Genomic DNA, 18,948 nt, shown 5'->3' with positions numbered 1-18,948 from the left:
AGGTCCTTCGCTGCGCTCAGGATGACAGACAACTTTCTCTTAAATCTCCTCCAATCTCCATGCTCCGCCACCTTTTCACCCTCATCTGGAACCGCAAGCGGGCCAACCTGCTGCTCATCTCCGAAATCTTTTTCTCCTTCGTAGTGCTGTTTGGGGTGGGGGCGGTGCTCATCACCACCGCCAAAAACTACCTGGCCCCGCACGGCTTCAACTACGAGCAGGTGTGGCGGCTGCATGTGCGGGCCGGCCAGGGCCAGAAAATGCCCCGCGCCGAGCTCGATGATGTGCTGCGCCAGGTGAAGGCCCTGCCCGGCGTGCGCACGGTGGCCCTCACCAGCGGCAACGTGCCGTTTGTGTTCAATACCAACAACTCCGTATTTGGCTACAAGGGCAAAAAATCGCCGGTGACCAACGTGTACGACGCCGACGACCACTACGCCGAGACCATGCAAATGCCCCTGCGCGAGGGCCGCTGGTTCCAGTCCGCCGATGATGGCAGCAACCACCGCCCGGTGGTCATCAGCCAGGACCTGCGCCAAAGCTTGTTTGGCAATGGCCCGGCCCTGGGCAAAATCTTCACCTGGGATACCCCTGACCCCAACCCCAAAGCCCAGGACGAGTTTCTGGTGACCGGCGTGGTGGACCCCGTGCGCATGGAAAGCGACTTTTCGGCCCCCATTCCCTCCGTCTGGCTGCGCCTGCTGCCCTACGATACCACCCATTGGGAAACGGCCAACGTGCTGGTACGCGTGGCCCCCGGCGCGGGCGGCGTGCTCCAGGAGAAAATAGCCCGCACCGTGGCCGGCGTCACGCGCCAATGGACTACCGAAGTGCGCGTGATGAACGACGACCGCCTGCACCGGCGCATGTACACGCTGGTGCCGGTGGTGGGGCTGTCCATCATCGGCCTGTTTCTCATCATTAATGTGGCGCTGGGCCTGTTTGGCGTGCTGTGGTACAACATCAGCCAGCGCCGGGCCGAAATTGGGCTGCGCCGGGCCATGGGGGCCACGGGCGCGGGCATCGGCTGGCAGTTTCTGGGCGAAATGATGGTCGTCACCACGTTTGGCGTGGTGCTGGGCATCCTGCTGGCCGTGCAGTTTCCGCTGCTCAATGCCTTCGACCTGCCGGTGCAGCCTTACCTGCTGGCCATTGCGGCAGCAGCGGGGGCGGTATATGGCATCACGGCGCTGTGCGCGTGGCAGCCCAGCCGGCTGGCGGCGGCCATTCAGCCCGCCGTGGCGCTACGGGAGGAGTGAGTTTGACGGCGCGGGTTTTAGCCGTTTGTTACCTTGAATGTTAAATTTTTCGCTCCCTGGTAACGAACTGCTACCTTGGCCGGTACCCCGGGCAACCAAACCCCGCAAAGCAGCATCTGCCGCTTTAGTACCTCCGGCTTTTCTCACCTTTTTTCTGTTTCACGTTATGAAAAACCTCACTGCTACCGCCTTATTCTGCCTCCTGAGCACGGGAGTTGCCTTTGCCCAAGCGGCCCCGCAGCTGCGCGATGTCGCCAGTTTCCACGCCGTGGAGGTGAGCAGCGGCATCGAATTGCGCCTGGCCCCCGGCACTACCCAGCGCGTGGAAGCCAGCGCCGACGATGCCGACCAGCTCGCCCGTCTTAAAACCGAAGTGCGCGACGGCGTGTTGAAAATCACTTTTGACCGCGAGTGGGCCGAGTCGTTGGGCCTGAAAAATATCCGCAACCTGCGCGTGAGCGTGGCCGCTACCAGCCTCACCTCGCTGCACGCCAGCAGCGGTGCGCGGGCCGAGGTAGTGGGCGCCTTCACCACCCAAAACCTGGAGGTGCAGGTATCGTCGGGCGCCACCCTCCGGGCCAATTTCAGCAGCACCGACCTGCGCGCTCAGGTGAGCAGCGGCGGCGTAGTCACACTGGCCGGCACTGCCCAGCGCCTCGATGTAGGGGCCAGCAGTGGCGGCGTATTCAAAGGCAGCGAGCTGCTGGCCCGCGCCTGCGACGCCAATGCCAGCAGCGGCGGCAACGTAGCCGTAGCCGTGCAGGAAACCCTCACCGCCAACGCCAGCAGCGGCGGCGACGTGCGCTACTCCGGCTCACCCCGCGTGAGCAAGCACACCAGCAGCGGCGGAAGCGTAAAGGGGCGGTAAAGCTACTGCGCCGCACCCAACGTCTGTCATCCTGAGCTTGCGAACCGAAGGTCGGCGTAGCCAAGGACCTTATCACGCTTGCGCCGATTGAGCTTACTACAAACTGTTCAGTAGTGATAAGGTCCTTGGCTACGCCGACCTTCGGTTCGCAAGCTCAGGATGACAATGAAAATGTAAAAAGTCAACTATGTTCCTCATCGTCGATGACGACCTGGCCATCCGCACCTCACTGAAGCTGCTGCTGAAGCAGGCCGGCTACCCCGCGCAGGCCGTGGCCACGCCCGCCGAGGCTCTGGCCGCCGTGCGCGAAACGCCGCCCCGGCTGGTGTTGCTGGATATGAACTTTGCGCTCGATACCAGCGGGCACGACGGCCTAGCCCTGTTGGCCCAGCTGAAGGCTGAGGCCCCGCAACTGCCCGTCATCCTCATCACCGGCTGGGGCAGCATCGAGCTGGCCGTGGCCGGGATGAAGGCCGGCGCGGCCGAATTCGTGACCAAGCCCTGGCACAACGACTCGCTGCTGCAAACCATCGGCACGGTGCTGGCTTTGCAGGAAGCCCCCGCCGAAGCCGCGCCGGTGCCCGCCGCCAACCCGCGCCGCCAGCTCGACCAGCAGTTTCACTTTCAGGCCATTATCGGGCACGATGCTCAGCTGTTGCACGTGCTGCGCCAGGTGGGCCAGGTGGCCGCCACCGATGCCGCCGTGCTCATCGAGGGCGAAAGCGGCACCGGCAAGGAGCTCATCGCCGAGGCCATCCACCGCAACAGCCACCGCGCCCGCCAGCCCTTCGTGAAAGTGAACTTGGGCGGTATCTCGGCTTCGTTGTTTGAAAGCGAGATGTTTGGCCACCGCCGGGGCGCGTTCACCGATGCCAAAACCGACCGCGTAGGCCGCTTCGAGTTGGCCAACGGCGGCACCATTTTCCTCGATGAAATTGGGGAGCTGGAGCTGGCCAGCCAGGTGAAGCTGCTACGCGTGCTGCAGGACCGCACCTACGAAGTGCTGGGCGACAGCAAGCCGCGCCGGCTCGATATGCGCGTCATCGCCGCCACCAACCGCAACCTGGCCGAGCTGGTGCAGCAGGGCCGCTTCCGCGAAGACCTGTTCTACCGCATCAACCTGATTGCGGTGCGCCTGCCCGCCCTGCGCGAGCGCCCGCAAGACATTCCGCTGCTCACCCAGCACTTCATCGCCCAGCTGCGCGCCACCTACCAGCGCCCCGCCCTGAAAGTGGGCACCCGCGCCCTGCACTGGCTGCGCGAGCAAGCCCTGCCCGGCAACATCCGCGAGCTGAAAAACCTGGTGGAGCGGGCCGTGCTCGTGAGCGGCCATGAGGAACTGGGCCCCGAGGACTTCCAGGCCAATGTGTTGCAAACACCAGCTCACTCAATAAACATCTCACCGCTGCCCGCCCCCGGCTCCATGACCCTCGATGAGCTGGAGGCGCACATGATTCGGCAGAGCCTGGCGCACTACGACGGTAATATCAGCCGCGTGGCCAAGGCGCTGGGCCTGAGCCGGGGCGCGCTGTACAGAAGGCTGGAAAAGCACGGCATCCCGTTCGACGCGTAGGCGTTCACCTCACCCCCTGACCCCCTCTCCAAAAAAGAGGGGGCACCGGACTTGCTCTTGGCTGGTTCAGAATTCGTTGATTTTTCGTCCTCACGAGCCGGTGTCCCCTCTTTTTTGGAGAGGGGGTCAGGGGGTGAGGTGAACGCCCGCCCATGTCCCTTCGCGTCCAGTTCCTGCTTTTCGTCACCATCATCCACGTCGTGCTCATTGCCGTGGCGGCGCAACTGCGCACCACCAACGTGCCGCTGTTTCTGGGGAGCGAGGTGCTGCTGCTGCTGAGCATTGTGCTCACGGCGCAGCTGTACCGGGGGTTTGTGCGGCCGTTTCAGCTCATTGCGGCGGGCACGGCGGCCATTCAGGCGCAGGATTTCAGCATGAAGTTCGTGCCCGTGGGCCAGCGCGAGATGGACCAGCTCATCGGCACGTACAACCAGATGATTGACGCCCTGCGGCGCGAGCGCGTGAGCCAGCACGAAAAGAGCGTGCTGCTTGAGCGCCTCATTCAGGCCTCGCCGGCCGGCATTCTCATCCTCGATTTCGACGGCCGCATCGAAAGCGCCAATGCCGCCGCCGCCCGCTTCATTGGCCAGCCCGCCGCCGCGCTGGCCGGCCAGTTGCCCGCCGCGCTGCCCGGGGCCTGGGGCCCGGCCCTGGCCGCCCTCACCGACAGCCAGCCCCAGGCGCTGCGCCTCTCGGGCCTGGCCACCTACCGCGCCACCGCCGCCCACTTTCTCGACCGGGGCTTTACCCGCCACTTCGTGGTGCTCGAAGAGCTAACCCAGGAGCTCATCAAGCAGGAAAAGCAGGCCTACGAGCAGCTTATTCGGATGATGGCCCACGAAATCAACAATTCCATCGGGGCCATCAACTCCATTCTGCACAGTTTTCAGCACTACGCGCCCCAGCTCGCCCCCGCCGACCAGCCCGATTTCACCGAAGCCCTCGACGTGAGCATGGCCCGCAACACCCAACTGGCCAACTTCATTGGCAGCTTTGCGCAGCTGGTGCGCCTGCCCCCACCCGCCCCCCAGCCCACCAATGTGTGCGCCCTACTGCGCGCCACTGCCCGCCTGCTGCAGCCCCAAAGCGCCGAGCGCCGCATCCAGTGGCACCTGGACTTGCCCGACGAGCCCTTGCTGGTGTGCCTCGATGCCCAGCAGTTGGAGCAAGCCCTGCTAAACGTCGCCAAAAATGCCCTCGAAGCCATCGGCCAGGACGGCAATATCTGGGTGAGCGCCACGCTCAGCCCGCCCACGCTCACCATCGAAAACGACGGCCCCGCCCTCACGCCCGAAGTGCGGCAGCGCCTGTTCACGCCCTTCTTCAGCACTAAGCGCGACGGGCAGGGCATTGGCCTCACGCTGGTGCGCGATGTGCTGCTGGCCCACGGCTTTTCCTTCCGGCTCGATACCAATGCCGACGGCCGCACCGGCTTTAGTATTGATTTTAAATAATGCCCACTTATAATGAGGGTATTTTTTGAAATAAATAACGTTTCCACAAACTGGTGCCTTCGAAAAATAGGAGTTTGATTTGAATTGTCGCTTAACTTCGCTAAGTGGCATTAGAAATCACACCCTGATATGACTCGTAAGCAACTTATCGCTACTGCCTGCCTGGGCCTACTGCTATTGGTAGCTGGCATCGCGGCCTTCCTGCCGCAAAACCACCCCGATGCCCAGCCCAACGCCTTCGAACCCGCCGACCTGGCCTGGATGCTCTCCGCCTCCGGCCTCGTGCTGCTGATGACGCCGGGCCTGGCCTTCTTCTACGGCGGCATGGTGAGCAAGCGCAACGTTATTTCCACCATGCTTCAGAGCTTCATCGCGCTGGGCGTCATTTCCTTGCTGTGGTACGTGGTGGGTTTTTCGCTGGCGTTTGGCGATAGCATCGGTGGCGTTATCGGCAATCCGCTCACGTTCTTCATGTTCAACAACGTGGGCACGGCCCCGCACCCGCGCCTGGCCCCCAACCTGCCGCTGGTGCTGTTCGCGGCCTTCCAGCTCAAGTTTGCCATCATCACGCCCGCGCTCATCAGCGGGGCGTTTGCCGAGCGTATTCGGTTCTGGGGCTACCTGCTGTTCATGTGCCTGTTCAGCTTGCTCATCTACTGCCCGCTGGCCCACTGGACCTGGCACCCCGACGGTTTCCTGATGAAGTGGGGCGTGCTCGATTTTGCTGGCGGCACGGTGGTGCATATCTCGGCGGGTTTCGCGGCGCTGGCGGGCGCGCTGGCCCTGGGCCGCCGCCACTCGCACCGCGAAGGCCACACCCACGTGCCGCCCAATGTGCCGTTCATCCTCATTGGCACGGGCTTGCTGTGGTTTGGCTGGTTTGGGTTTAATGCCGGTTCGGCGCTGGCGGCCAATGCCACGGCGGTGCAGGCCTTTTTTACCACGCACCTGGCCTCGGCCGCCGCCATGCTCACCTGGATGATGATTGAGGCCGTACGCGGGCAGCGGCCCTCGGCGGCGGGCGCGGCCATTGGGGCGGTGGTGGGCCTGGTGGCCATCACGCCGGCGGCGGGCTACGTGAGCTACGGCCCGGCGCTGTTCATCGGCGTGGTGTCGGCCGCCATCAGCGCCGGCGCGGTCGATTTGAAGAACCGCACCACGCTCGACGATACCCTCGACGTCTTTCCCTGCCATGGCGTGGGCGGCATCGTGGGCATGATTCTCACCGCCATTTTCGCCAAGGAAGGCGGCCTCGCCACCACCGGCTCCTGGACGCTGCTGCTGCACCACCTCGGCGCGCTGGCCTTCATCTCGGTGTTCACCTTCGGCGGCTCCTACCTGCTCTATAAGGTAACCAACGTCCTCATCCCCATCCGGGTAAATGCCACCCACGAAGCCGACGGCCTCGACCTGAGCCAGCACGGCGAAACCGTATTGCCCGCCCCCCACGAAGCCCTGCCCGTCGAGCCAATGATAATGATGCGGGCATAGCCGTAGTAGCTACATCGGATTCGCCGCGCTTGTCATCCTGAGCACCGCGAAGGACCTTATCACGCAGGAGCAAGTCGTTCTGGCGTGACAAGGTCCTTCGCGGTGCTCAGGATGACAGGTGGTTCGCTACGTCCCGAACAAAAACACCGTCGGAATCTTGTGCAGCTCCGGTGCCGGCAACCGCCGCCAGTCCGCAACAGTCAGCGTCTTGATAAACTCCCCTGCGCCCGTCACATCAGCCGCCACGCACAGGCGGGTGCCGGGCTGCAAATGCGCCAGCAAATCGCTGAACAGCGACCCGTTCCGGTAAGGCGTTTCAATAAACAGCTGCGACTGCTGCCGCTGCTGCGCTTCCTTTTCCAAGGCCTTGATGGCCGCCACGCGCGGCGCTTTCTCAATGGGCAAATACCCGTGGAAAGCAAACTGCTGCCCATTCAACCCCGAAGCCATGAGCGCCAGCAGCAGCGACGATGGCCCCACCAGCGGCCGCACCCGCAGACCCTGTCGGTGGGCTTCCCGCGCCAGCGCCGCGCCCGGGTCAGCAATGCCCGGGCAGCCCGCCTCACTCAGAATGCCGGCATCAATTCCCTCCTTCACCAGCGGCGCGAGGGCGGCGCGCACCTCCGCATCGGTGCTGTCTTTGTCGATGACCACGAAGCGGATATCCTCGATAATGCGGTGCGGGGCCACGCTTTTCACGAAGCGGCGGGCCGTGCGGGCATTCTCGACCAGGAAGTAGGGGAGGGCCGCCACGGCGTCCACCACCTGCGGCGGCAACACCTGCGGGGCCGTGTCATCGGCCAGCGGCGTGGGAATGAGGAAGAGGGTTCCGGACATAAATAGTAGCTTGGACTCTGCGAGTCCGAGCGCGAGCGCAGCGAGCATCTCGCATTAGGACTCATTGTTAACTGGCAATCAATAACCAGACGCGAGATGCTCGCTGCGCTCGCTGCTCGGACTCGCAGAGTCCAAGCTACAATTAGCTCATCGCGAACGTCTTCACCATCTCGAATACCTCCTCCGGCTTCTCGGCGTGCAGCCAGTGGCCGGCATCGACTACGGTCGCCACCTGCGAGTTGGGGAACAGCGCGGGAATATTCGTCAGCTTATCCTCGGCGGTGATGTAGTCCGATTTGCCGCCCCGGATGAACAGCGCGGGCTTCATAAATGGCGCGACGCCCATGGTTTCTTCCCCGATGGCGGCGAGCTGCGCGGCCAGCACCTCCAGGTTGATGCGCCAGCCGAAGGTGTTGTCCTCCTTGCGGTAGAGGTTTTTTAGCAGAAACTGCCGGGTGCCGAAGTTGGGTACGTACTTGGCGAGTGCGGCATCGGCCTCCTGGCGGTTGGTGCAGGTGGTGAAATCGACGGACTGCAGGCCGGCCACGATGTCGTCCTGGTGCTCCATGTCGGAGAAGCGCGGGGCGATGTCGACCACGATGAGCTTGGCCAGCCGTTCGGGGTGGTCGAGGGCAAAGCGCATGGCCACCTTGCCGCCCATGCTGTGGCCCATGAGGGTGGTGTCGGGGCCGAGCTGCAGGTGGTCGAACAGCGCCAGCAGGTCCTGCGCCATGAGGGCGTAGGTATGCTCGGGCGAGTGAAACGAGCGGCCGTGGTTGCGCAAATCCACGCTGATAACGCGCAGGTCAGTTTCGGTGGCCCAGCGGCGCGCCAGGGTCTGCCAGTTGTCGAGGGTGCCAAACAGGCCGTGGAGGATAACCAGCGGGCGGCCCTGGCCCTGGTCGAGGTAATGAAGTAGCGGCATGGGGCAAAAGTAGGGCGTGGGGCAGGGAAAGCGGGCTGCAAGGCAAAAAGCCCGGGTTGCCCAGGTTGGCCAGCCGGTTTGGCCCGTGCCTGCTACTCAAGCTGCCCGCCGCAACTTCAGGAAACGGATAAACTTCACTTGTTCAACATAAAAGGGGCGGTATCTTGCACCCCATTTTATTCGGCTTGCTCAGGTTTTTTTTCTGAAACACACCTCTATCCTTGTTGCCGGAGCGCTGCTGCTGGCCCTGCCCGCGCTGGCCCAGGTCACGCCCCCCGGCTCTACTACTCCCGCCACGCCGCCCAATGCCGCTTCGGCCCAGGAGCCCGCGCACCTTCCTAATCCGAATGACCCCGGGGCCCCGCGCAAGTGGAGCCTGCACTTCCAGCAAACGCTTGTCGACCAATGGCATAACGACCTGACTACGCCGTATGCGGGCGAATTTAGCCTGGCCGACCGCGAATCGGCGAAGCTGTCGTTCACGAGCACGCTGTTTATTGGCCGGCGGCTGTGGAAGGGCGCGGCGGTGTACTTCAACCCCGAAGTGGCGGGCGGTACTGGCCTGAGCGGTGCGCGCGGCATCGCGGGCTTCACCAACGGCGAAACGTTCCGCATCGGCAACCCATCCCCCAACTTATACCTGGCCCGGCTGTACCTGCGCCAAGTGTTTGCGTTGGGCTCGGAAACCGATAAGGACGACGACGACCTCAACCAAGTAGCCGGCCCCACGCCCCGGCGCTACTTTGCCATCAACGTGGGCAAGTTCAGCACGGCTGATTTCTTCGACCAGAACAGCTACTCGCACGACCCGCGCACCCAGTTCCTGAACTGGAGCCTGATGAGCGCCGGCGGCTGGGACTATGCCGCCAACACGCGGGGCTACACTGTGGGCGGGGTTTTTGAGTACGTGACGCCCGGCTTTGCGGCCCGTTTTGCCACCACGCTCATGCCCACCGAGGCCAATGGCCCCACGCTCGATTTCGACTACGGCACGGCCCACGCCGAAACCGTGGAGCTGACCAAAGTGTACCACCTCCGGGGCCGGCAGGGCACCATTCGGGCGCTGGGCTTCCGCAACGTGGCGGCCATGGCGACTTACAACACGGCCGTCCGGCTGGCCCAGCTCACCGGCGAGCAGCCCGACGTGACGCTGGTGCGCCGCGACGGCCACACCAAAATCGGCTTCGGCCTGAATGCGGAGCAGGAAATTGCCAAAAACGTGGGCCTGTTTGCCCGCGTGAGCTACAACGATGGCAAGAACGAAACCTGGGCCTTCACCGAAATCGACCAGAGTGCCAGCCTCGGCATTGTGAGCACCGGCGACCGCTGGCAACGGCCCAACGACCGCGTTGGCGCGGCCATTGTCGTAAACGGCATCAGCCCCGAGCACCGCGCCTACCTGGCGGCCGGCGGCTACGGCTTCATGGTGGGCGACGGCCCCGGCACGGGCTACGTGCCCAACAATGGCGCCCTCAACTACGGCCTGGAGCAGATTGGCGAGGTGTACTACAGCTTCGCGCTGCCCACCTATCACGCATCAATTAGCCCTGATTATCAATTTGTTGTAAACCCTGGGTATAACCGCGACCGTAGTGGGCCGGTGCACGTAGTGGCCATTCGCCTGCACGTAGAGTTTTAGGAAAACGGAATAGAAAAAAGGTAGAAAGAAATAACTTCGGGCAACCGCTGTAACGTTCGCAGCATCATGCTGGTAACCGGGTTCACCAACTCACCCTTTCTCCTTTTTTCTCATGAAGAATTTTCGGATTACCTCGATGTGCGCCAGCCTGCTGGCCCTGGCCGTGGGCACGCTCTCGTCCTTCACCGCGCCCCGGCCCCTGGCCGACCGCGAAACCCGCACAGTGGGCGCTTTCACCGAAATCAGCCTCGGCGGCTCGGCCCATGTGGTGGTGAAGCAGGGCAGCCCCCAGAGTGTGGTGGTGGAAGCCAGCAAGGAAGACCTGGCCGATTTTGAGACCGAAGTGAAAGGCAGCCAACTGCGCTTGGGCTACCGCCAAAACGCGGGCAAGGGCATGTTCAACTACAAAAACCACGGCGCCGTGACGGTGTACGTGACCGTGCCCAGCCTCACGGCGCTGCGCGTGGGCGGCTCGGGCAAGCTGGAGCTAAACGGCCCGCTGGAGGCCGATGCCATGACACTGGCCGTGAGCGGCTCCGGCGATTTGCTGGTGCCGCAGCTGCGGGCCGGGCGCCTCGAAACGGCCGTGTCGGGCTCGGGCGATGTGCGGGTGGGCGGCACCTGCCCCAGCAACGAAATCCGCATCAGCGGCTCGGGCAAAGTGCGGGCCCACGACCTGAAAACCGAAACCAGCCGCGCCCGCATCAGCGGCTCGGGCGATGCCCATGTGTATGCCAGCCGCACGGCCGAGGGGGCTATTTCGGGTTCGGGCAGCCTGTACGTGGCCGGCGGGGCCCAGCTCAGCAGCAACACGCACGGCAGCGGCCGGGTGACGAAGGAATAAGAGTTAAGAGTTAAAAGTTAGGAGTTAAGGGTTGGTGAATCTGCATCAACTCTTAACTCTTAACTTCCAAACTGGCCTGCGGGTGTAAAATTCGGGCATATAACCACCCTGCGCCGACCGCCGGGGGATGCAGGCCGTACCTTTACCGGGCCGCCAACCGGCTTTGTGTTTCACCCAATACCACCCCGTGTATCTTCATCATGTGGCGGCCTACCTCCCGGAGGCCGTCGTCACCAACGCGCATTTCACTCGAATCAACGGCTTGGCCAGCGAGTGGATAATTGAGCGCACCGGCATCCAGGAGCGCCGCAAAGCGGCCCCCGGCGAGAATGCCAACACCATGGCCATTGCCGCCACCCGCGCCGCACTGGCTGCCGCTCCCAGCTTTGCCCAGGCTAGTGTCGACCTTATCGTGGCCGGCACCTATACGCCGCACGATACTATTTTCACGGCCGCGCACGCCGTGCAGCGCGATTTGGGCATCAACGAAATCCCGACGGTGAGCATTTCCTCGGCCTGCTCGTCGCTGCTCAACGCCGTTGAAATTGTGGAGGGCTACTTTGCCATGGGCAAAGCCACCCGCGCCGTGGTGGTGGTAACCGAGCACAACACCGCCTACAACAACGAGGCCGACACCATGGCCGGCCACCTCTGGGGCGATGGCGCGGCGGCCCTGCTCATCAGCAAGGAGCGCATCAGCCCCGAGGACCTGCACATTGCCGAGGTCATCACCGGCGGTGCGGCTCCCGTGGGCAAAGCCGACGAGGCCGTGACCCTGAAACCGGTAGAGAAAGGCATCGTGATGCCCTTCGGCCGCGACGTGTTTCAGCAGGCCTGCACCTACATGGCCCGCGTAACCCAGACGCTGCTCGACAAGCACCACATCGCCACCCCCGACCTTACCTACCTCATCCCGCACCAGGCCAACCTGCGCATCTCGAAAAACGTGGCCAAGCAGCTCGGCATCGAGTTGGAGCGTACCGTGAACAACATCGAGCGCCTGGGCAACACCGGCTGCGCCGGGGCCGCCATCGGCCTGGCCGAAGTGTGGGACACGCTGAAGGGCGGCGATAAGGTGATTATCACCGTGTTCGGCGGCGGATACTCGTATGGCGCGATGCTCTTGAATAAGGGTTGAGTTTTGAGGGTTGAATGTTGAGTTTCGAATAACCTGACATATTCAACTCAACATTCAACCCTCAAAACTCAACCCTTCGTTATGTTGCCTCCTACTACCGCCTTTCTGCCCGAAATCACCTTCCAGACCAGCCGGGCCAGCGGACCGGGCGGGCAGAACGTGAACAAGGTAGAATCCCGAGTGGAACTACGCTGGCACCTGATGGATTCGCAGGTACTCACCGACCTCCAGAAGCAGCTGATAATGGAGAAGCTGGCCGGCCAGCTCACCACCGATGGCCTGCTACTGCTCACCGCGCAGGACGACCGCAGCCAACTCCGCAACAAGGAAATCGTGCTGGCGCGCTTCCATGAATTATTATTGAAAAGCCTGCGCCGGCCCAAGCCCCGCAAAGCCACCAAGCCCAGCAAAGGAGCCGTGCGCAAGCGCCTGGAAGGCAAGAAGATTCAAGGGGAGAAGAAGGCCAACCGGCGGAAGTTGTAAATGAGCAATTGAGTAAATGAGTAAGGGCGTGAACGGTAGTGGAGCCGTTCACGCCCTTACTCATTTACTCAATTGCTCATTTACCTACAGCAGCGTCCCTCGCAGCAGCAGCAGCGCAACCGAGAAGTAGATAATCAACCCCGTCACGTCGACCAGCGTGGCCACGAAGGGCGCGGAGGACGTGGCCGGGTCCAGGCCCAGCTTCTTGAGCAGCAGCGGCAGCATGGAGCCCGCCAGCGAGCCCCACAGCACAATGCCTACCAGCGCGATGCCTACCGTGAGGGCCACCAGCGCCCAATGCTCGCCATAAATGGGCGTGATGCTCTGCCAGATGGCAATGCGTCCAAAGCCCACCAGGCCCAGAATCAGGCCCAGCGCCGAGCCGGTGATGAGCTCGCGCCGCAGCACCCGCCACCATTCGCCCAGCGTGAATTCGCCCAGCGCCATGGCCCGGATGATGAGCGACGTGGCCTGCGAGCCCGAATTGCCGCCCGAGCTGATGATGAGCGGCACAAACTGCACCAGCACGATGGCCTTCTGCAGCTCGCCCTCAAAAAACTGCATGGCCGAAGCCGTGAGCAGCTCGCCCAGAAAAAGCACCACCAGCCAGCCGGCCCGCTTCTGCACCAGCGTGAGGAGCGGCATGGTGAGGTAGGGCTCATCGAGGGCTTCGGAGCCGCCGAGCTTCTGCATGTCCTCGGTGTCTTCTTGCTCCCGAATGCTGAGGATATCGTCAATGGTCACGATGCCGAGCAGGATGCCCTGGTCGCTTACCACGGGCAGGGCGTTGCGGTCGTTGCGCCGGAACACGTCGATGGCCTCTTCCTGGTCCTGCGTCACGGTGAGCTGCACGAAGCGGCGGTCCATGAGGTCGCGCACCCGGGCCGTGGGCGCGGCCAGCAGAAACTCCCGGATGCGGATGTCATCAATCAGGATGCCTTGCGCGTCGGTCACATAGAGCATGCTCAGCGTTTCGGACTGCCCGCCGTGCTGCCGGATGAAGTCGAGTACCTGTTGCACCGTCCAGTTCTCGCGAATGGCAATGTAGTCGGGCGTCATCAGGCGGCCCACCGAGTATTCGGGGTAGCCCAGCAGCTGCAGCGTCACCTTGCGCTCTTCCTCGCTCAGGCTCTGCACGAGCTCGGCCACGAAGTTGGCGGGCAGAAACTCGAGCAGGGTGGTGCGGTCATCCGGCGACATCTCGTTGAGAATGTCGGCCATCTTATCCTGGGCCAGGTTGTCGAGGAAGTGGCGCTGCTCCTCTAGGTCGAGGTATTCGAACACCTCGGTGGCCAACTTCAGCGGCAGCAGCCGGAAGATGATGAGCTGCTCCCGTTCCTCTTCCTCCTCGATAAGGGCCACCAGCTCCGCCGGCTGAAAGTCGCGAAGCACCTGTTTCAGCTTGAAAAATTCGCCCTCCTGAATCAGGGACGTGATGGTTTCCAGGGTATGCGGCTGCATGAAAAAGAGGGGAGGGGAGGTGCTTCGCTAGGCAAGCGGGGTTGATGAAGGGAATAAGCTCCACAAAAGTAGGGCCAAGCCGGCGGGAAATGGGTAAGGTAGGGCGGTGGTTGTTTGGGGGGTATTGAACAACGCCGACCGTCATGCCGAGCGCAGCCGAGGTATCTCGCATGGGGTAGTAATTCAATCGATTGGTTTACTGCTGCACGCGAGATGCCTCGGCTGCGCTCGGCATGACGGACTTTCCGCAGGTTTTTCCGTAACAGCGGCGGCAGCCGCGGCGACCCCAAATCCCCGCCGCAGCCCCATCTTGCCGCCCCAAACCCGTATTTATGCCTGATGCTTCTCCCGTTGCCGCGCCCCTGGGCACGCTCGCCGTGCTCGGTGGCGGCGACGACGACCCCCTGCTGACCCTGCTGGCCGGCCTGCTGCCCGACCGTAACCTGCCCATTGAGGTGCTCACCACGGCCAGCCGCCGCCAGCCCGCCCGCACCGCCGCCGCCTACGCCCACTCCTGGCACCAGCTGGGCTGCCCCCACGTCCGGCACCTGCAAGTAGATGAAGACCACCCCGCCGACGACCCCGCCACGCTCACGCGCCTGCGCCGGGCCGCGCTCGTTTTCATGAGCGGCGGCGACCAGGAACGCCTCACCGATTTCCTGCTCGGTACCGAATTTCTAGCCATTCTCAAGCAGAAATACCAGACCGAAGCCGGCTTCATCCTGGCCGGCACCAGCGCCGGGGCCTCCGCCGTGGCCGAGTACATGCTGGTGAACGGCCACGGCTGGCGCAGCCTGCTGGGCGGCCGCATCGAGGTGAAACCCGGCCTGAACCTGCTGCCCGGCGTGCTGCTCGACCAGCACTTTGCCGAGCGCGGGCGCTATGCGCGCCTCATGCATGCCGTGCTGGCCCAGCCGGCCCTGCTGGGCATCGGCCTGAGCGAGGAAACCGGCCTGCTCATTCGGCCCGGCCAGCCCGCTCAGGTATTCGGCGAGGAAGCCGTGGTGGTTATCGACGCGGCCCAGGCCACCCACAACAACCTGCCCGGCCTGCCCGATGGCGCGGTTATCAGCGGGCACGGCTTGCAGCTGCACGTGCTGGTGGCGGGGCAGGCAGTGGACATTGCGGGGCGCGAGGTGCGGCCCGCCGGGGCGTAGTGCGAAGCGGTGCTTCGCAGCTCCGTGCCGCCGAAATTGGGGGGGGGCTGCGTGCGGGAACGCGAAGCACCGCTTCGCACTACGTCCTAGCGGCGCACTTCTACCCAGCCTTTGGCGCGGCGGTCGTCGGCATCGCGCAGCTTGTAGTAGTAGATGCCATCGGGCAGGCCGGCAGCGTCCCAGTTGTTGTGGTAGTCATCGGTCTGGTACACGCGCTGGCCCCAGCGGGTGTACACTTCCAGCGAAGCCGGCCGGCAGCTGAAGCGGGGCTCAAAGTTCTGATTGGCGGCGTCGCCGTTGGGCGTGATGATGTTGGGCATGAACACGTCGCCCACTTCTACGGGTGAGAAGCCGGTCAGCACCTCGCAGTTGCCGTAGCGCGCCGTGAGCGTAACGCGATACGTGCCGGGCTGGGTGTAGCGGTGGGTGGGCTCGGTATCGGTACTAACCGGGCTGCCATCGCCAAAATCCCAGCGGTAGGTGGCGTGCGGAGCCAGCAGCACCGGCGAGAGCGGACAGTCGAACGGCGCGAGGCCGGCGTAGCGCGGCGCGGCAGTGCACACCGGCAGGTTCAGGCCCACATCCTGGGCCGACACGGGGGCCAGCACCACCGTGCGAGTGGCCGTGGCCTGGCAGGAGCCCTGCGTGACGGTGTAGATGAGCGGAAATACCCCGCCCCGGTTGCCGGTATTCGGCGGGGTGAAGTAGCCGCCGGCCGTGACGCCCGTGCCGCTCCACACGCCGCCGGCCGGCGCGTAGCCGCGCAGCTGGAAAGGCTGGCGCAGGTCGGCGCACAGGCTGGTGTCGCGGCCGGGCGTGATGACGGGCAGGCGGCTCACCACCACCGGTTGGCTGAGGGTGCCGCAGCCCATTGAATCGGCAATGCTGTAGGTGAGCGTGTGGGTGCCCGTGCCGGCGGCGGCCGGGTCGAAGCGGCCATTGCTCACGCCCGGCCCGCTGAAGGTGCCGCCGGCCGGCGTGGCCGCCAGGGCCACCGCCGCGCCTACCACGCACTGCGGGGGCACGGGCGCAAACGTGGGCACCACCGGCGGGGCCACCACGTAGCGCACGCTGCGGGTGCTGCGGCAAATGCCGGTAGTAGCCACGGTATAGCTGATGACGTACTGCCCCGGCCCCACGGCGGTGGGCACAAAGCGGTAGCCGCCGCCGGAAGCCGCCTGCACGCCCGGCCCGGCCCACACGCCACCGGCCGGGCTGCCGGCCAGTGCCACGGGGCCATTGTCGAGGCACAGGTAGCGGCGCGGGCCGGCATCGGCCTGCACTACTTCAAAGTTCATTTTGAAAGCGCCGTTGTTGCAGTTTGTGCTGCCGTTGCGCACGGTGTAAGTGCCCGCGCCGGGTGGCAGCGGGAAGCCCTGGCTGCTGCCGCAGCTGGCGCACACGGCCTGGTACACCACGCCGCGCTTATCGAAGCGCGATGTGCCGCCATCAACGTGCTCGGGCACCCCGTTCTGGCCAAAGAAGGTGGCGTACTCCAGCCCGGTCATGCCGGCTGCGAACTCGGCCAGGTAGAAGTCGGAGCCGTCGGTGGTGGTTTGCAGGGCTCCGTTGGTTGTGGGCAGGCCATTGGTGCTGCCGCCCAGGTAGCCGCTGCCCCGGCTGTTCACCTGCCCGCCCCAGCCGCACACGTACACCCGCTCGCAGTCATCGACCAGAAAAGCGGTGGGCACCAGGTTGGGGCCGTTGGCGCTGCCGCCACTGCCAAACGCCGTGCTGTAAAGGCTGCTGGTAAGGTCGGGATTCAGCTTTTGAATGAACTGCGTGCCGCCCGCCGTGGCGTAGAGGCCCAGCGTAGTGGGATACTGCCCCAGCGTCTGGCCCAGTAGATAAGCGTCGCCATCGGCATCGAGCTGCAAGAGAAAAGCCTGGTCGTAGCCGGGCGTGCCCACGTAGGTGGCGCGTTCCACGGTGCGGCCATCGGTGCTGATGCGGGCCACGAACCCATCAATGGAGCCCGGCGCGGTGGGGCGGTAGGCCCCGGCGGTGGTGGGGAAGTTGGGCGACGTAGTGCCGCCGCACACGTAAGTGCGGCCCTGCGCATCGAGCTGGACCGAATACGCGGCATCGGCCCCGGTGCCGCCCAGGTAGCCGGCCCAGAGCATGATGTTCAGCCCCGGCGTGAGCTTGCAGATGAGCGCATCGGACTGCCCGCCGCCCGCCAGCACGTTATTGAAGCTGTTGTTCATCAGCGGGAAATTGCGCGAAAAGGTATTGCTGGCGATGTAGACGTTGCCGGCCCCATCCAGCAGCACATCGCCCCGGAAAGAGTCGCCGTAGTTGGCGGCCAGCGAGGAGGTGGTGACGCCATCGTTGCCTGAGCCCCCGAGGTAGGTGCTGGCCAGCAAGCGGCTGCCATCGGCGCTGAAACGGGTCACGATGAGGTCGGAGCCGTTGGGCATGTTGTACGGAAATCCGTCGCCGAAAGGGTCGAGGTAAGTGCCGCCCCCGAAGCTGCGCTGCACCACGCCGGTCGTGGTGGGGTAGTCGGTGGAGGAGGTGCTGCCCAGCAGCACCAGCTCATTTTGTGCGTTCACCACCAGGCTGTGGGGGAATTCGGCGCTGTTGCCGCCCAGGTAGGTGGCCCACACCCGCGCCGCCGCGCCGCTCACGCTGGTATTGTACTTGATGATGCCGATATCCTCGATGCTGCTGAATGCGGTGTGGAACGCACCGGGCGTGGCCGGATAGGTGCCGCCCAAATTGCTGGCCACAATGCCCCCCGAATACATATTGCCCGCATTATCATAAGTCGCCGTGAAGCCCCAGTTGTCGGCCGTAGAGCCGCTCAGGGTCGAGAACTGCACCGTGGGGTCAATTGTCAGGGCGCGGGCGCGGTCGTAGCTGCCGAGGGCGAAGGTGAGGGTGCGGCCCGTGAGCACGTAGCGGCAGGCCACCGGCTGGCGCTGTCCGGCGGCATCGAGCTGCCAGGCCCGCGGGGCCAGCTCGGTAGTGGTGCCCACCGTGGTTTTAATGACGAGGTTGCCGGCCGCGTCCAGGGCCAGGGCGCTGGCCCCGTCGTAGCGCAGGGCCACGCGGGCGGGGTTGGCGCGGGGGGCCAGCAGCACGTCGTACTCCAGGTGCTGGCCGGCGTTTTCATACAGCGTCAGGTCGATGCCGGGCCATAGGCTGGTGTAGCGCAGCCGCCGGAACGCGCCCACGTGGCTGGCCCAGCGCCGCTCATCGCTGCCGATAAAGTAGTTGCGCTCACCGGCCGTAGGGGTTTCGGCCGTGAGGCGGGCGCGGGTGCTGGCCTGCTCAAAATGCACGGTGTAGGCGTGGGCCGCGATGTCATCGGCTTTGGCCGTGCCGGCGGCGGGGCGGGGGGTGCCGTCGTGGTGGCGCAGGGCGGCCGGGTCCAGGAAAGCGTAGGTGAGGGCGGTGGGCAGCACGAACAGCGTTCCAGCCGGCAGGGCGGCCTCGTAGCGCACGCGGCCATCCCATTGGCCTTTGTTCTGCACAAATTCGAGGCTGGGGGTGGCGGGGGCGGTGGCCGCGCCCCGCGCCGCCTGCGCCGGGCGCGGGAGGGCAGCACAACCTACTAAAGCCAGCACAAAGCGGCCCAACGAGCGGAGAGGTATCGGCATAGAAACGCCAGAGGCAGAAAGGAGTGGAAAGGCAAAGATTGGAAAAAAGTAGCGCCCGGCCCGCGCCGGGCGCGGGCCATGGGCGGAACGGCAATCGCACAAAATTCGTGCGCGTCTTGTGTGGTGCGGGCATATAGTGCGAAGCGCCGCTTCGCACCTACTCTAAGCGGGGCCTATGTGGTGTGGGTATGTAGTGCAAAGCGCCGCTTCGCAC

At 64.4% G+C, this 18,948-nt stretch carries 14 protein-coding genes; 10 read left to right on the top strand and 4 right to left on the bottom strand.

The annotated features are described in order from the left end of the window. Nucleotides 1–59: 59 nt before the first annotated feature. The 5 genes from HBN54_RS07985 to HBN54_RS07965 all read left to right on the top strand — a co-directional run bounded on the left by HBN54_RS07985 (nt 60) and on the right by HBN54_RS07965 (nt 6,645). Nucleotides 60–1,259 carry an ABC transporter permease gene (locus tag HBN54_RS07985; RefSeq protein WP_168672652.1) on the top strand — a complete coding sequence of 400 codons (1,200 nt, stop codon included), beginning with the start codon at nt 60–62 and terminating at the stop codon, nt 1,257–1,259. Nucleotides 1,260–1,425: 166 nt separating this feature from the next. Further along, nucleotides 1,426–2,127, top strand: coding sequence for a head GIN domain-containing protein (locus HBN54_RS07980; protein ID WP_168672651.1), 702 nt, complete (start codon nt 1,426–1,428; stop codon nt 2,125–2,127). Between the two features lie 187 nt (nt 2,128–2,314). Further along, nucleotides 2,315–3,700: a sigma-54-dependent transcriptional regulator gene (locus tag HBN54_RS07975; protein ID WP_168672650.1), complete on the top strand. Its 1,386-nt coding sequence runs from the start codon at nt 2,315–2,317 to the stop codon at nt 3,698–3,700. 152 nt (nt 3,701–3,852) lie between these two features. Then, nucleotides 3,853–5,154, top strand: a complete 1,302-nt coding sequence (locus HBN54_RS07970) for a sensor histidine kinase (protein WP_168672649.1) — start codon at nt 3,853–3,855, stop codon at nt 5,152–5,154. A gap of 129 nt (nt 5,155–5,283) precedes the next feature. Continuing rightward, complete coding sequence (locus HBN54_RS07965; protein ID WP_168672648.1) at nt 5,284–6,645, top strand: ammonium transporter; 1,362 nt, start codon at nt 5,284–5,286, stop codon at nt 6,643–6,645. 126 nt (nt 6,646–6,771) lie between these two features. Here the strand turns inward: HBN54_RS07965 and HBN54_RS07960 are convergent, their stop codons facing one another. Next, nucleotides 6,772–7,482, bottom strand: coding sequence for an SAM-dependent methyltransferase (locus tag HBN54_RS07960; RefSeq protein ID WP_168672647.1), 711 nt, complete (start codon nt 7,480–7,482; stop codon nt 6,772–6,774). A 142-nt stretch (nt 7,483–7,624) separates the two neighbouring features. After that, nucleotides 7,625–8,407: an alpha/beta fold hydrolase gene (locus tag HBN54_RS07955; RefSeq protein ID WP_168672646.1), complete on the bottom strand. Its 783-nt coding sequence runs from the start codon at nt 8,405–8,407 to the stop codon at nt 7,625–7,627. A gap of 178 nt (nt 8,408–8,585) precedes the next feature. Between HBN54_RS07955 and HBN54_RS07950 the strand changes: the two genes are divergently transcribed. The 4 genes from HBN54_RS07950 to arfB all read left to right on the top strand — a co-directional run bounded on the left by HBN54_RS07950 (nt 8,586) and on the right by arfB (nt 12,511). Continuing rightward, nucleotides 8,586–10,046, top strand: coding sequence for a carbohydrate porin (locus HBN54_RS07950; protein ID WP_317170191.1), 1,461 nt, complete (start codon nt 8,586–8,588; stop codon nt 10,044–10,046). 112 nt (nt 10,047–10,158) lie between these two features. Beyond that, entirely contained in the window at nt 10,159–10,890 is a 732-nt protein-coding gene (locus HBN54_RS07945; RefSeq protein WP_168672645.1) for a head GIN domain-containing protein, read from the top strand. 187 nt (nt 10,891–11,077) lie between these two features. Further along, on the top strand, nt 11,078–12,028 hold the full coding sequence (locus tag HBN54_RS07940) for a 3-oxoacyl-ACP synthase III family protein (protein WP_168672644.1): 951 nt from the start codon (nt 11,078–11,080) through the stop codon (nt 12,026–12,028). 81 nt (nt 12,029–12,109) lie between these two features. Next, nucleotides 12,110–12,511 carry an alternative ribosome rescue aminoacyl-tRNA hydrolase ArfB gene (arfB, locus tag HBN54_RS07935; RefSeq protein ID WP_168672643.1) on the top strand — a complete coding sequence of 134 codons (402 nt, stop codon included), beginning with the start codon at nt 12,110–12,112 and terminating at the stop codon, nt 12,509–12,511. A gap of 84 nt (nt 12,512–12,595) precedes the next feature. Here the strand turns inward: arfB and mgtE are convergent, their stop codons facing one another. Continuing rightward, entirely contained in the window at nt 12,596–13,972 is a 1,377-nt protein-coding gene (gene mgtE, locus HBN54_RS07930) for a magnesium transporter (RefSeq protein ID WP_168672642.1), read from the bottom strand. Nucleotides 13,973–14,304: 332 nt separating this feature from the next. On the opposite strand from mgtE, the gene HBN54_RS07925 reads away from it, so the two are divergent. Further along, nucleotides 14,305–15,129 (top strand): cyanophycinase, encoded by an 825-nt coding sequence (locus HBN54_RS07925; protein WP_168672641.1) that lies wholly within the window; start codon nt 14,305–14,307, stop codon nt 15,127–15,129. An 86-nt stretch (nt 15,130–15,215) separates the two neighbouring features. Here HBN54_RS07925 and HBN54_RS07920 read toward each other — a convergent pair whose 3' ends face one another. Then, the gene (locus HBN54_RS07920; protein WP_168672640.1) at nt 15,216–18,734 is read right to left on the bottom strand and encodes a DUF7948 domain-containing protein; all 3,519 of its coding nucleotides are present in this window, start codon (nt 18,732–18,734) and stop codon (nt 15,216–15,218) included. Nucleotides 18,735–18,948 lie beyond the last annotated feature (214 nt).

It is taken from the genome of Hymenobacter artigasi, assembly GCF_012275535.1.
Classification (GTDB): domain Bacteria; phylum Bacteroidota; class Bacteroidia; order Cytophagales; family Hymenobacteraceae; genus Hymenobacter; species Hymenobacter artigasi.
Note: the sequence above shows the minus strand (reverse complement) of the source record. Positions and strands in the feature narration are given on the sequence as shown.

Bases quoted from the DNA above. Each gene is read 5' to 3' on its own strand.
- HBN54_RS07965 (WP_168672648.1), top strand. From the start codon at position 5,284: ATGACTCGTAAGCAACTTATCGCTACTGCCTGCCTGGGCCTACTGCTA.
- HBN54_RS07960 (WP_168672647.1), bottom strand. From the start codon at position 7,482: ATGTCCGGAACCCTCTTCCTCATTCCCACGCCGCTGGCCGATGACACG.
- HBN54_RS07945 (WP_168672645.1), top strand. From the start codon at position 10,159: ATGAAGAATTTTCGGATTACCTCGATGTGCGCCAGCCTGCTGGCCCTG.
- HBN54_RS07980 (WP_168672651.1), top strand. From the start codon at position 1,426: ATGAAAAACCTCACTGCTACCGCCTTATTCTGCCTCCTGAGCACGGGA.
- HBN54_RS07985 (WP_168672652.1), top strand. From the start codon at position 60: ATGCTCCGCCACCTTTTCACCCTCATCTGGAACCGCAAGCGGGCCAAC.
- HBN54_RS07925 (WP_168672641.1), top strand. From the start codon at position 14,305: ATGCCTGATGCTTCTCCCGTTGCCGCGCCCCTGGGCACGCTCGCCGTG.
- HBN54_RS07975 (WP_168672650.1), top strand. From the start codon at position 2,315: ATGTTCCTCATCGTCGATGACGACCTGGCCATCCGCACCTCACTGAAG.
- mgtE (WP_168672642.1), bottom strand. From the start codon at position 13,972: ATGCAGCCGCATACCCTGGAAACCATCACGTCCCTGATTCAGGAGGGC.
- arfB (WP_168672643.1), top strand. From the start codon at position 12,110: ATGTTGCCTCCTACTACCGCCTTTCTGCCCGAAATCACCTTCCAGACC.
- HBN54_RS07970 (WP_168672649.1), top strand. From the start codon at position 3,853: ATGTCCCTTCGCGTCCAGTTCCTGCTTTTCGTCACCATCATCCACGTC.
- HBN54_RS07920 (WP_168672640.1), bottom strand. From the start codon at position 18,734: ATGCCGATACCTCTCCGCTCGTTGGGCCGCTTTGTGCTGGCTTTAGTA.
- HBN54_RS07955 (WP_168672646.1), bottom strand. From the start codon at position 8,407: ATGCCGCTACTTCATTACCTCGACCAGGGCCAGGGCCGCCCGCTGGTT.